The sequence below is a fragment of the Pseudomonas sp. JY-Q genome (genome assembly GCF_001655295.1).
Lineage (GTDB): Bacteria > Pseudomonadota > Gammaproteobacteria > Pseudomonadales > Pseudomonadaceae > Aquipseudomonas > Aquipseudomonas alloputida.
In genome coordinates, this window is record NZ_CP011525.1 from 1,653,518 (window position 1) to 1,666,981 (window position 13,464).

A 13,464-nucleotide genomic window follows, 5' to 3' on the forward strand; every position below is an offset into this window, starting at 1 on the left:
TTATTCCTCGCGCAGGGTCTGGATCATGTAGTTGACGTCGACGTCGCTGTTGAGCTTGTAGTGCTTGGTCAGCGGGTTGTAGGTGAGGCCGATGATGTCCTTCACCTGCAGGCCTGCATCGCGGCTCCAGGCGCCCAGCTCGGACGGGCGGATGAATTTCTTGAAGTCATGGGTGCCGCGCGGCAGCATCTTCAGGATGTACTCGGCGCCGACGATGGCCAGCAGGTAGGCCTTGGGGTTGCGGTTGATGGTGGAGAAGAACACCTGGCCGCCCGGCTTGACCATGCGGTAGCAGGCGCGGATCACCGAAGACGGGTCGGGCACGTGCTCGAGCATTTCCAGGCAGGTGACCACGTCGAACTGTTCGGGCATTTCCTCGGCCAGGGCTTCGGCGGTGATCTGCCGGTATTCCACCTGCACGCCGGACTCCAGCTGGTGCAGCTGAGCCACCGCCAGTGGCGCCTCGCCCATGTCGATACCGGTGACCGTGGCGCCGCGCAGGGCCATGGCTTCGCTGAGGATGCCGCCACCGCAACCCACGTCCAGCACTTTCTTGCCGGCCAGGCTGACGCGCTCGTCGATCCAGTTGACGCGCAGCGGGTTGATTTCGTGCAGCGGCTTGAACTCGCTTTCGCGGTCCCACCAGCGGTGGGCCAGCGCTTCGAACTTGGCGATTTCGGCGCGGTCGACGTTGCTCATTGAACAGTCCTCTGAAACTTCGCAAAATTGCGCCGGAGTATACCCGAGCGCTTGGCCGCGAGGGTCGCTATAATCGCCGGTTTTTGATATCCGAATGACGGGGAGAGGCGATGCGCGAGCGACTTTTGGCGGCGGAGAAGGTGACCGCGATCCGCTGGCAGGGCGGCGCCTTGCACCTGCTCGACCAGCGCCTGCTGCCGTCGGAGGAGCGTTGGCTGGCCTGCGACAATGTTGCGCAGGTGGCCGCAGCCATCCGTGACATGGCAGTGCGCGGCGCCTCGGCGATCGGTATTGCCGCAGCTTACGGCCTGGTGCTGGCCCTTGAAGAGCGGCTGGCCGAAGGCGGCGATTGGGAAATGGAACTGGAAGACGACTTTCTCACCCTCGCCGAAGCGCGTCCTACCGCCGCCAACTTGTTCTGGGCGCTTAACCGCATGCGCGAGCGTCTGCTGCGCCTGCGTCCGGAAGAAGACGTTCTGGCGGCGCTGGAGGCCGAAGCGGTGGCCATTCACGAAAGCGACCGTGAGGCCAACCTGACCATGGCCCAGCAGGGTATCGAGCTGATCCGTCGTCATCAGGGCAATGCCCAGGCCCTGCTCACCTTCGGCAACGCCGGCGCCCTTGCCAGTGGCGGCTTTGGCACCGCACTGGGGGTGATCCGTGCCGGCTACCTGGAAGGCATGGTCGAGCGGGTTTATGCCGGTGAGACTCGCCCTTGGCTGCAGGGCTCGCGCCTGACGGCCTGGGAGCTGGCCAACGAGGGAATTCCGGTGACCCTGTGCGCCGACTCGGCGCTGGCGCATCTGATGAAGACCAAGGGCATCACCTGGGTGGTGGTGGGCGCGGACTGCATCGCTGCCAATGGCGACGTGGCCAGCAAGATCGGCACCTACCAGTTGGCGGTCAGCGCCATGCACCATGGTGTGCGCTTCATGGTGGTGGCGCCGAGCACCAGCATCGACCTGAACCTGGCAACCGGCGAGGATATTCCCCTGGAAGAGCGTGACGCCGACGAGTGGCTGGACTTTGGCGGTGCCCCTGCGGTACGGGATGTGCAGGTATTCAACCCGGTGTTCGACGTGACCCCGGCCGACCTGATTGACGTTATCGTGACCGAACGGGGTGTTGTCGAGCGCCCGGATACCGCCAAACTGGCCCAGTTGATTTGCCGCAAGCGCCTGCACTGATACCCCGGTAGAACGCGTGCTTTGTGGGAGCGGCCTTGCGTCGCGATAGGGCCGCAAAGCGGCCCCGGGATGTCGGCGAAGAAGCAAAAATTGCCGGGGCTGCTGTGCAGCCCTATCGCGACACAAGGCCGCTCCCACAATGACCGTGCACTGCCGTACAGATCTCCCCACCGCCCCCGCCTTTGTGATAATATCCGGCAGTTTCCAAGACCGCCCAAAGTGGCGGCCTTCATTGCGCAGATCCATGGCACAACTCATTGATTTGTCGTAAGTCGTCGCACCCTTATGCGCTGCGGCGGCGAGCTTCGTTCGGCCCTTGATGGAGCTGCGAAGTTTCACCAGAAAAAGGAATCAGGCTTCTCATGGGCGAACTGGCCAAAGAAATCCTCCCGGTCAATATCGAAGACGAACTGAGACAGTCTTACCTCGACTACGCGATGAGCGTGATTGTCGGGCGAGCGCTGCCCGATGCGCGTGACGGCTTGAAGCCCGTGCATCGCCGCGTTCTCTATGCGATGAGCGAACTGGGCAACGACTGGAACAAGCCGTACAAGAAATCCGCCCGTGTGGTCGGTGACGTGATCGGTAAGTACCACCCGCACGGCGACACTGCGGTCTACGACACCATCGTGCGTATGGCCCAGCCGTTCTCGTTGCGCTACCTGCTGGTCGACGGCCAGGGCAACTTCGGTTCGGTGGACGGCGACAACGCTGCCGCCATGCGATACACCGAAGTGCGCATGACCAAGCTGGCCCACGAGCTGCTGGCCGACCTGCACAAGGAAACCGTCGACTGGGTGCCCAACTACGACGGCACCGAGCAGATCCCGGCGGTCATGCCGACGCGTATTCCCAACCTGCTGGTCAACGGCTCCAGCGGTATTGCCGTGGGCATGGCGACCAATATTCCGCCGCACAACCTCGGTGAGGTCATCGATGGCTGCCTGGCGCTCATCGACAACCCGGAAGTCACCATCGATGAACTGATGCAGTTCATCCCTGGCCCGGACTTCCCGACTGCCGGCATCATCAACGGTCGCCAGGGCATCATCGAGGCCTATCGCACCGGCCGTGGCCGCATCTACATGCGCGCCCGCTCCGAGATCGAAGACATCGACAAGGTTGGCGGCCGCCAGCAGATCGTGATCACCGAGCTGCCGTACCAGCTGAACAAGGCGCGCCTGATCGAAAAGATCGCCGAGCTGGTCAAAGAGAAGAAGATCGAAGGCATCACCGAGCTGCGCGACGAGTCCGACAAGGACGGCATGCGCATCGTCATCGAGCTGCGTCGCGGCGAGGTGCCGGAGGTGGTGCTCAACAACCTCTACCAGCAAACCCAGCTGCAGAGCGTATTCGGCATCAACGTGGTGGCCCTGGTCGACGGCCGTCCGCGCCTGCTCAACCTCAAGGACCTGCTCGAAGCGTTCGTCCGCCACCGCCGTGAAGTGGTGACCCGCCGTACTGTATTCGAGCTGCGCAAGGCCCGTGAACGCGGCCATATCCTTGAAGGCCAGGCGGTCGCGCTGTCCAACATCGACCCGGTCATTGCCCTGATCAAGGCCTCGCCGACGCCGTCCGAAGCCAAGGAAGCCCTGGTTTCGACGCCGTGGGAATCCAGTGCCGTGCAGGTCATGGTCGAGCGCGCCGGCGCCGACGCCTGCCGCCCTGAGGACCTGCCGGAGCAGTACGGCCTGCATGACGGCAAGTACTTCCTGTCGCCGGAACAGGCCCAGGCCATTCTCGACCTGCGCCTGCACCGCCTGACCGGCCTGGAGCACGAGAAACTGCTGGCCGAGTACCAGGAAATCCTCGAGCAGATCGGCGAGTTGATCCGCATCCTCAGCAGCGCCGAGCGCCTGATGGAAGTGATTCGCGAGGAGCTGGAGGCCATCCGTGCCGAGTACGGCGATGTGCGCCGCACCGAAATCCTCAATGCCAGCCACGACCTCAACTACGGCGACATGATCCCGGAAGAAGAGCGCGTGGTCACCATCTCCCATGGTGGTTATGCCAAGACCCAGCCATTGTCCGCCTACCAGGCCCAGCGCCGCGGCGGCAAAGGCAAGTCGGCGACCGGCGTGAAGGACGAGGACTACATCGAGCACCTGCTGGTCGCCAACAGCCATGCCACCCTGTTGCTGTTCTCCAGCAAGGGCAAGGTGTACTGGAAGAAGACCTACGAAATCCCCGAAGCGTCCCGCGCTGCCCGCGGTCGTCCGCTGGTCAACCTGCTGCCGCTGGAGGAGGGTGAGCGCATCACCGCCATGCTGCAGATCGACCTCGAAGCGCTGCAGCAGAATGCCGACCTCGACGAAGAACTGGACGAGGCTGATGACACCGTGCTCGAGGGTGAGCTGGTGGAGGCCGAGGAAGTCGACGAAGAAGACGGCGACACCCCGGAGTGGGTTGCAGAGCCGACCGGCGCGTACATCTTCATGGCGACCGCGTCCGGTACCGTCAAGAAGACCCCGCTGGTGCAGTTCGCCCGTCCGCGCTCCAACGGCCTGATCGCCCTGAAGCTGAAGGAAGGCGACACTCTGATTGCCGCGGCCATCACCGATGGCGCCAAGGAAGTCATGATGTTCTCCGACGCTGGCAAGGTCATTCGCTTTGCCGAGAGCGTCGTGCGTGAAATGGGTCGCAACGCCCGTGGTGTTCGCGGCATGAAACTGGGCAAAGGCCAGCGGATCATCTCGATGCTGATCCCGGAGTCCGGCTCGCAGATCCTCACCGCCTCCGAGCGTGGCTTTGGCAAGCGCACCCCGCTGTCCAAGTTCCCGCGTCGCGGCCGTGGTGGCCAGGGTGTGATCGCCATGGGTACCAAGGGGCGCAACGGCCTGCTGATTGGGGCTATCCAGGTGCAGGAAGGCGAGGAGATCATGCTGATTTCCGACCAGGGCACGCTGGTTCGCACCCGGGTTGGCGAGGTGTCCAGCCTGAGCCGCAACACCCAGGGTGTTACGCTGATCAAGCTGGCGGCCGATGAGACACTGGTGGGCCTGGAGCGTATCCAGGAGCCATCCGAGGACGAGCTCGATGAAGTGATCGAGACGGACGAGGAGGGTGTCGAGGCTGCAGCGCCAGACAATGAAAATGAAGAAGCTGCGGGTGCCGACGAGGCCCCGCAAGAGTAAGCGAGCGTAAACCCGAGCGGGGCGACCAAGGTCGCCCCGTTTGACTGTGTAGGAGCGGGCTTGCCCGCGATGCAGGCGCCACCGATCCTGCATGGAATGTGGCCACCGAATTACGATTTTGTTCTATTTGGCAGAGCGAGAGTGGATGTGAGCAAACGAGCCTTTAACTTCTGCGCAGGCCCTGCCGCGCTTCCTGACGCTGTCCTGCAGCGCGCACAGGCCGAGATGCTGGACTGGCGTGGCAAGGGGTTGTCGGTGATGGAAATGAGCCATCGCAGCGACGATTACGTGGCCATCGCCGAAAAGGCCGAGCAGGACCTGCGTGACCTGCTGTCCGTCCCCTCCAATTACAAGGTGCTGTTCCTGCAAGGGGGCGCCAGCCAGCAGTTCGCTGAAATCCCGCTGAACCTGCTGCCGGAAAACGGCACGGCCGATTACATCGAAACCGGTATCTGGTCGAAAAAGGCCATCGAGGAAGCGCGCCGCTTCGGCAACGTCAACGTCGCCGCCACTGCCAAGCCTTACGACTACCTGGCCATCCCCGGCCAGAACGAGTGGAACCTGACCAAAAACGCTGCCTACGTGCACTATGCGTCCAACGAGACCATCGGTGGCCTGCAGTTTGACTGGGTGCCGCAAACCGGTGACGTGCCGTTGGTGGTCGATATGTCGTCCGACATCCTCTCGCGCCCGATCGATGTGTCGCAGTTCGGCCTGATCTACGCCGGCGCGCAGAAGAATATCGGCCCAAGCGGCCTGGTGGTCGTGATCGTGCGCGAAGACCTGTTGGGTCATGCCCGCAGCAGCTGCCCGACCATGCTCGACTACAAGGTTTCGGCTGACAACGGGTCGATGTACAACACCCCGGCCACCTACTCCTGGTACCTCTCTGGCCTGGTCTTCGAGTGGCTGAAAGAGCAGGGCGGTGTTGAGGCCATGGAGCAGCGCAACCGTGCCAAGAAAGAGCGCCTTTACGGGTTCATCGACCGCAGCGAGTTCTACACCAACCCAATCAGCGTCAACGCCCGTTCGTGGATGAACGTGCCGTTCCGCCTGGCTGACGAGCGCCTGGACAAGGCCTTCCTCGCTGGCGCCGATGCGCGTGGCCTGCTCAACCTCAAGGGCCACCGTTCGGTGGGCGGCATGCGCGCCTCCATCTACAACGCCCTGGGGCTGGAAGCGGTAGAAGCGCTGGTCGGCTACATGGCTGAATTCGAGAAGGAGCATGGCTGACATGTCCGAACAGGAGCTCAAGGCGCTGCGCGTGCGCATCGACAGCCTCGACGAGAAAATCCTCGAGCTGATCAGCGACCGCGCCCGCTGCGCCGAAGAAGTAGCCCGGGTCAAGACGGCCTCGCTGAAGGAAGGCGAGAAGCCGGTGTTCTACCGTCCTGAGCGTGAAGCTGCGGTGCTCAAGCGCGTGATGGAGCGCAACAAGGGCCCGCTGGGCAACGAAGAGATGGCGCGGCTGTTCCGCGAAATCATGTCGTCGTGCCTGGCCCTGGAAGAGCCGCTGAAAATCGCCTACCTCGGCCCTGAAGGCACCTTCACCCAGGCGGCGGCCATGAAGCACTTCGGCCACGCGGTGATCAGTCGGCCGATGGCGGCCATCGATGAAGTGTTCCGTGAAGTGGCGGCCGGTGCCGTCAACTTCGGTGTGGTGCCGGTGGAAAACTCCACTGAAGGTGCGGTCAGCCACACCCTGGACAGCTTCCTCGAGCATGACATGGTGATTTGCGGTGAAGTCGAGCTGCGTATCCACCACCACCTGCTGGTGGGCGAGAACACCAAGACCGACAGCATCACCCGCATCTACTCCCACGCCCAGTCGCTGGCCCAGTGCCGAAAGTGGCTGGACGCGCACTACCCGAACGTGGAGCGCGTGGCCGTATCGAGCAATGCCGAAGCGGCCAAGCGGGTCAAGGGTGAGTGGAATTCGGCGGCGATCGCCGGCGATATGGCGGCCAACCTGTACGGCCTGACCCGTCTGGCCGAGAAGATCGAAGACCGCCCGGACAACTCCACGCGCTTCCTGATGATTGGTAGCCAGGAAGTACCGCCGACCGGCGACGACAAGACCTCGATCATCGTTTCGATGAGCAACAAGCCAGGTGCGTTGCATGAGTTGCTGGTGCCGTTCTATCAGAACGGCATCGACCTGACCCGCATCGAGACCCGCCCGTCGCGCAGCGGCAAGTGGACCTACGTGTTCTTCATCGATTTCGTCGGTCACCACCGCGACCCGCTGATCAAGGCGGTGCTCGAGCAGATCAGCCAGGAGGCTGTGGCGCTGAAGGTGCTGGGCTCGTATCCGAAGGCGGTGCTTTGATCTGAGGTTGTTGGGGCCGCTTCGCGCCCCATCGCGACACAAGGCCGCTCCCACACAGGTGTAGCGCATTGTGGGAGCGGCCTTGCGTCGCGATGGGCTGCAAAGCAGCCCCAATGGCTCTTACCGGCTGTCCAGATTTCAGAACAGGGTTCGCACCAGTGGTAAATGCAGCAAAAACCAAACCCGCACCTATCATCGACCGCCTGGTCGTGGTCGGCCTGGGCCTGATCGGCGGCTCGTTCGCCAAGGGCCTGCGTGAAAGCGGCCTGTGCCGCGAAGTGGTCGGTGTCGACCTGGATGCCCCCTCGCGCAAGCAGGCCGTGGCCCTGGGCGTGGTCGACCGCTGCGAAGAAGACCTCGCCGCCGCTTGCGTGGGCGCCGATGTCATTCAGCTGGCCGTACCGATCCTGGCCATGGAGAAAGTCCTCGCGCGCCTGGCCCAGCTCGACCTGGGTGATGCAATCATCACCGACGTCGGCAGCGCCAAGGGCAACGTTGTGCGGGAAGCGCGTGCCGTCTTCGGTGATCGCCTGCCGCGCTTCGTCCCGGGCCACCCCATTGCCGGTTCCGAGCAGAGCGGGGTAGAAGCCTCCAATGCCACCTTGTTCCGCCGGCACAAGGTCATCCTCACGCCGCTGGCCGAAACCGACCCCGCCGCGCTGGCCCTGGTTGACCGCCTGTGGCGTGCGCTGGATGCCGATGTGGAGCACATGTCGGTCGAGCGCCATGACGAAGTACTGGCCGCCACCAGCCATCTGCCACATCTGCTGGCCTTTGGCCTGGTCGACTCACTGGCCAAACGCAATGAAAACCTCGAGATCTTCCGGTACGCTGCGGGTGGATTCCGCGATTTCACAAGAATCGCCGGCAGCGATCCGACCATGTGGCATGACATCTTCCTCGCCAACCGCGACGCTGTCCTGCGCACGCTTGATACATATCGCAGCGATCTCGACGCCCTGCGCGACGCGATCGCTGAAGGGGATGGGCACCAACTGCTGGGTGTATTCACCCGCGCACGGGTTGCCCGCGAGCATTTCAGTAAAATCCTGGCCCGCCGGGCCTATGTGGACGCTATGAACGCCAACGATCTGATTTTCCAGGCCCAACCGGGTGGCCGCCTGAACGGGCGGATCCGTGTACCGGGCGACAAGTCGATTTCCCATCGCTCGATCATGCTCGGCTCGCTGGCCGAAGGTACTACCGAGGTCGAAGGCTTCCTCGAAGGCGAAGATGCGCTGGCGACCCTGCAGGCATTCCGTGACATGGGTGTGGTCATCGAAGGCCCCAACCACGGTCGTGTGACCATTCACGGCGTGGGCCTGCATGGCCTCAAGCCGCCACCTGGGCCGCTGTACGTAGGTAACTCCGGTACTTCGATGCGCCTGCTGTCGGGCCTGTTGGCCGGTCAGTCGTTCGATGTCACCATGACCGGCGACGCCTCGCTGTCCAAGCGCCCGATGAACCGTGTGGCCAACCCGCTGCGCGAAATGGGTGCTGTGGTCGAGACCGGCCCGGACGGCCGTCCGCCGCTGACCATCCGCGGTGGCCACAAGCTCAAAGGGCTGACCTACACGCTGCCGATGGCTAGCGCCCAGGTCAAATCCTGCCTGCTGCTGGCCGGCCTGTACGCCGAAGGCAAGACCACTGTCACTGAGCCTGCACCTACCCGTGACCACACCGAGCGCATGCTGCGCGGTTTTGGCTACTCGGTCGACAGCCATGGCCCGGTGGCCTCGCTGCAGTCCGGTGGCAAGCTGACCGCTACCCGGATCGAAGTGCCGGCTGACATTTCCTCGGCAGCGTTCTTCCTGGTCGCAGCCTCTATCGCTGAAGGCTCCGAGTTGGTGCTGGAGCATGTCGGCATCAACCCGACCCGTACCGGCGTGATCGACATCCTGCGCCTGATGGGCGGCGACATCACCCTGGAAAACCAGCGTGAAGTGGGCGGCGAACCCGTGGCCGACCTGCGTGTGCGCGGTGCCAAGCTGAAGGGTATCGACATTCCTGAAGCGTTGGTGCCGCTGGCCATCGACGAATTCCCGGTATTGTTCGTGGCCGCTGCCTGCGCTGAAGGGCGTACCGTGCTGCGTGGCGCCGAAGAGCTACGGGTGAAGGAGTCCGATCGCATCCAGGTGATGGCCGATGGCCTCACCACCTTGGGCATCAAATGCGAGCCGACCCCGGACGGTATCATCATCGACGGCGGCCAGTTGGGCGGCGGCGAAGTGCATGGGCATGGTGACCACCGCATCGCCATGGCCTTCAGCGTGGCTTCGCTGCGCGCCAGTGCGCCAATTCGCATTCACGACTGCGCCAACGTCGCCACCTCGTTCCCCAACTTCCTGGCGCTGTGCGCCGAAGTGGGGATTCGCGTGGCAGAAGAGGGCAAGTCGTGAATTCAATGGCACCGGTTATCACCATCGACGGGCCAAGCGGCTCGGGCAAGGGCACGGTCGCTGGGCTGATTGCCCGCGAGCTGGGCTGGAAGCTGCTGGACTCCGGCGCGCTGTATCGCTTGCTGGCATTCAATGCCAGCAACCATGGCGTCGACCTGACCAACGAAGAGCTGCTGACCAAACTTGCCGCCCATCTGGATGTGCAGTTCATTGCTGCCGAGCCCGGTAAGCTGCAACAGATCATCCTTGAGGGTGAGGACGTCAGCAACGTCATCCGTACCGAAACCGTCGGTGCTGGTGCATCGATGGTGGCCTCGTTGCCGGCAGTGCGTGATGCGCTGCTGGTGCGTCAGCGTGAGTTCCGCGAAGTGCCGGGGCTGATTGCTGACGGTCGCGACATGGGTACCGTGGTGTTCCCGGATGCGCCATTGAAGGTCTTCCTCACCGCCAGCGCGGAGGAGCGCGCACGTCGCCGCTACCTGCAGTTGAAGGGCAAGGGTGAAGATGTTAGTCTGTCGAGTCTGCTGGATGAGATTCGTGCGCGTGATGAGCGTGACACCCAACGTGCAGTGGCCCCGCTGAAGCCAGCGGCCGATGCCATTCAGTTGGACTCTACCGAGTTGTCCATCGAGCAGGTGTTGCAACGTATCAGAAGCGAGATCGCCCAGCGCGACCTTATCTGATAGCCAGGAAAGCAGGCAGGGGCACCAGTCAACGTCCTGCCGGCTTTCCTTTACTTAAAACGAACCCACATTGTCTGGAATGTGGTTATGGGCGTCTGTTTCGCCCGAATCTACAGGAATTAAAATGAGCGAAAGCTTTGCAGAACTCTTTGAAGAAAGCCTGAAAACCCTCAATCTTCAGCCGGGTGCGATCATCACCGGTATCGTTGTCGACATCGACGGCGACTGGGTTACCGTACACGCTGGCCTGAAGTCCGAGGGCGTCATCCCGCTCGAGCAGTTCTACAACGAAGCTGGCGAGCTGACCATCAAGGTCGGTGACGAAGTTCACGTTGCGCTGGACGCGGTCGAAGACGGCTTTGGCGAAACCAAGCTGTCCCGTGAAAAAGCCAAGCGCGCCGAGTGCTGGATTGTTCTGGAAGCAGCTTTCGCCGCCGAAGAAGTGGTCAAGGGCGTTATCAACGGTAAGGTTAAGGGCGGCTTCACTGTCGACGTTAACGGCATCCGTGCGTTCCTGCCGGGCTCCCTGGTTGATGTCCGCCCAGTGCGCGACACCACCCACCTGGAAGGCAAAGAGCTGGAATTCAAGGTCATCAAGCTGGACCAGAAGCGCAACAACGTTGTCGTTTCCCGTCGCAGCGTGCTGGAAGCCGAGAACAGCGCCGAGCGCGAAGCCCTGCTGGAAACCCTGCAGGAAGGCCAGCAAGTCAAAGGTATCGTCAAGAACCTCACCGACTACGGCGCATTCGTGGACCTGGGCGGTATCGACGGCCTGCTGCACATCACCGACATGGCTTGGAAGCGCATCAAGCACCCATCGGAAATCGTTAACGTTGGCGACGAAGTCGACGTACGCGTTCTGAAGTTCGACCGTGAGCGCAACCGCGTTTCGCTGGGTCTGAAGCAGATGGGCGAAGATCCGTGGGTAGCTATCACTGCCCGTTACCCAGAAGGTACTCGCGTACAGGCTCGCGTTACCAACCTGACCGACTACGGCTGCTTCGCTGAGCTGGAAGAAGGCGTTGAAGGTCTGGTACACGTTTCCGAAATGGACTGGACCAACAAGAACATCCACCCGTCGAAAGTCGTTCAGGTTGGCGACGAAGTGGAAGTCATGGTTCTGGACATCGACGAAGAGCGTCGTCGTATCTCCCTGGGCATCAAGCAGTGCAAGTCCAACCCATGGGAAGACTTCTCCGGCCAGTTCAACAAGGGTGACAAGATCACCGGTACCATCAAGTCGATCACCGACTTCGGTATCTTCATTGGTCTGGACGGCGGCATCGACGGCCTGGTTCACCTGTCCGACATCTCCTGGAACGAAACCGGCGAAGAAGCCGTGCGTCGTTTCAAGAAGGGCGACGAGCTGGAAACTGTCATCCTGTCGGTTGACCCAGAGCGCGAGCGCATCTCCCTGGGCATCAAGCAGCTGGAAGACGATCCGTTCTCCAACTTCGTTGCTGTCAATGACAAGGGCGCTATCGTCAAGGGCATCGTGAAAGAAGTTGACGCCAAAGGCGCCATCGTCACCCTGGCCGACGACATCGAAGCCACTCTGAAAGCTTCCGAAATCAGCCGTGACCGCGTTGAAGACGCGCGTAACGTTCTGAAGGAAGGCGAAGAGATCGAAGCCAAGATCATCAGCGTTGACCGCAAGTCCCGCGTTATCAGCCTGTCGATCAAATCGAAAGACGACGCTGAAGAGCGCGAAGCTATCCAGAGCCTGAAAAACGCTCCGGAAGCTGCTGCCGACACCACCATGGCTGCGCTGCTGCGCGAAGCAATGGCCAAGCAGAACTGAGTTCTGTTTGATCGGTAAAAAGGGCGACCCTCGGGTCGCCCTTTTTTTATGCTCCGCAACCAGGCGGCGCGGTGGATGGCACCGGCTTCGCCGGTGTTCGCGGGTAAACCCGCTCCTACACCGATGGCGCTGGATCACACTCGCCTCAGGCCGACGCACCCCGTTGTAGGAGCGGGCTTGCCCGCGAATCAGGCGGCGCGGTGGATGGCACCGGCTTCGCCGGTGTTCGCGGGTAAACCCGCTCCTACACCGATGGCGCTGGATCACACTCGCCTCAGGCCGACACGCCCCGTTGTAGGAGCGGGCTTGCCCGCGAATCAGGCAGCGCGGTGGATGGCACCGGCTTCGCCGGTGTTCGCGGGTAAACCCGCTCCTACATCGATGGCGCTGGATCACACTCGCCTCAGGCTGACACGCCCCGTTGTAGGAGCGGGCTTGCCCGCGAATCAGGCAGCGCTGGCCTGCCTGAGTGGTAGACCATTCTTGAATTACTTCAATCTTGAATTTTTTTATTAAGTCAAGATCCACCCTGTTCAAATCCTTCCCAGCGTGCTACAAACTGGTTAAGCAATGATCTAGCTGCTTGATAACGAAGGGAAAAATATGACGAAGTCGGAGCTGATCGAACGTATTGTCACCCATCAGGGGCTGCTCTCGTCCAAGGATGTGGAGCTGGCCATCAAGACCATGCTTGAGCAGATGTCGCAATGCCTGGCTACCGGCGATCGCATCGAGATCCGCGGTTTTGGCAGCTTCTCGCTACACTATCGCGCCCCCCGCGTGGGCCGTAACCCGAAGACCGGCCAGTCGGTCAGCCTCGAAGGCAAGTTCGTGCCGCACTTCAAACCCGGCAAAGAGCTGCGTGATCGGGTCAATGAAGAAGACGAGGCTGAAGCCTGATCTACCAAGGAGAGAATTCTGATGCGTAACCTCAAGCGCGCCCTGGCGGCAGTGTTCGTGCTGCTGTTGGCGGCTGTGGTGCTGTTCTTCGTGCTGGAGAACCAGCAAGCCGTGTCATTGGTCCTGTTCGGTTGGGCTACGCCAGCCATGCCGGTTGCTGTTCTGGTATTGGCTGCCTTGGTCATTGGCCTGGCGGTCGGGCCATTGCTGGGGGCTTACGGCGTGCAGCGCAGCAAGCGCAAGATCAGGGCTTCTGCCCGTCAGGCGGCACTGAACGGCAACTAAGGAAATTTCCTACACCTATTAAAGAAAGGTTCACCTATGCATGCGTC

The 13,464-nt window shown here is 62.0% G+C and carries 10 protein-coding genes; 9 read left to right on the forward strand and 1 reads right to left on the reverse strand.

The window, feature by feature from the left end:
- Positions 1-699 carry a bifunctional 2-polyprenyl-6-hydroxyphenol methylase/3-demethylubiquinol 3-O-methyltransferase UbiG gene (ubiG, locus tag AA098_RS07480; RefSeq protein WP_003252662.1) on the reverse strand — a complete coding sequence of 233 codons (699 nt, stop codon included), beginning with the start codon at positions 697-699 and terminating at the stop codon, positions 1-3.
- 110 nt (positions 700-809) lie between these two features.
- Here ubiG and mtnA point away from each other — a divergent pair, with 110 nt between their 5' ends.
- The 9 genes from mtnA (at position 810) to AA098_RS07525 (ending at position 13,417) form a co-directional block, all read left to right on the forward strand.
- A complete protein-coding gene (mtnA, locus tag AA098_RS07485; RefSeq protein ID WP_004575797.1) occupies positions 810-1,886 on the forward strand; it encodes an S-methyl-5-thioribose-1-phosphate isomerase in 1,077 nt (358 codons plus the stop codon).
- Positions 1,887-2,248: 362 nt separating this feature from the next.
- Complete coding sequence (gene gyrA, locus AA098_RS07490; RefSeq protein ID WP_003252665.1) at positions 2,249-5,020, forward strand: DNA gyrase subunit A; 2,772 nt, start codon at positions 2,249-2,251, stop codon at positions 5,018-5,020.
- 147 nt (positions 5,021-5,167) lie between these two features.
- Complete coding sequence (gene serC, locus AA098_RS07495; protein WP_003252667.1) at positions 5,168-6,253, forward strand: 3-phosphoserine/phosphohydroxythreonine transaminase; 1,086 nt, start codon at positions 5,168-5,170, stop codon at positions 6,251-6,253.
- A gap of 1 nt (position 6,254) precedes the next feature.
- A complete protein-coding gene (gene pheA / locus AA098_RS07500; RefSeq protein WP_004575796.1) occupies positions 6,255-7,349 on the forward strand; it encodes a prephenate dehydratase in 1,095 nt (364 codons plus the stop codon).
- Positions 7,350-7,540: 191 nt separating this feature from the next.
- Positions 7,541-9,748, forward strand: coding sequence for a bifunctional prephenate dehydrogenase/3-phosphoshikimate 1-carboxyvinyltransferase (locus AA098_RS07505; protein ID WP_033725821.1), 2,208 nt, complete (start codon positions 7,541-7,543; stop codon positions 9,746-9,748).
- Between the two features lie 5 nt (positions 9,749-9,753).
- The gene (cmk, locus tag AA098_RS07510; protein ID WP_003252672.1) at positions 9,754-10,431 is read left to right on the forward strand and encodes a (d)CMP kinase; all 678 of its coding nucleotides are present in this window, start codon (positions 9,754-9,756) and stop codon (positions 10,429-10,431) included.
- A 124-nt stretch (positions 10,432-10,555) separates the two neighbouring features.
- Positions 10,556-12,232, forward strand: a complete 1,677-nt coding sequence (gene rpsA, locus AA098_RS07515; RefSeq protein ID WP_003252673.1) for a 30S ribosomal protein S1 — start codon at positions 10,556-10,558, stop codon at positions 12,230-12,232.
- A gap of 603 nt (positions 12,233-12,835) precedes the next feature.
- A complete protein-coding gene (gene ihfB, locus AA098_RS07520; RefSeq protein ID WP_003252675.1) occupies positions 12,836-13,132 on the forward strand; it encodes an integration host factor subunit beta in 297 nt (98 codons plus the stop codon).
- 21 nt (positions 13,133-13,153) lie between these two features.
- Positions 13,154-13,417 carry a lipopolysaccharide assembly protein LapA domain-containing protein gene (locus AA098_RS07525; protein WP_003252676.1) on the forward strand — a complete coding sequence of 88 codons (264 nt, stop codon included), beginning with the start codon at positions 13,154-13,156 and terminating at the stop codon, positions 13,415-13,417.
- Positions 13,418-13,464 lie beyond the last annotated feature (47 nt).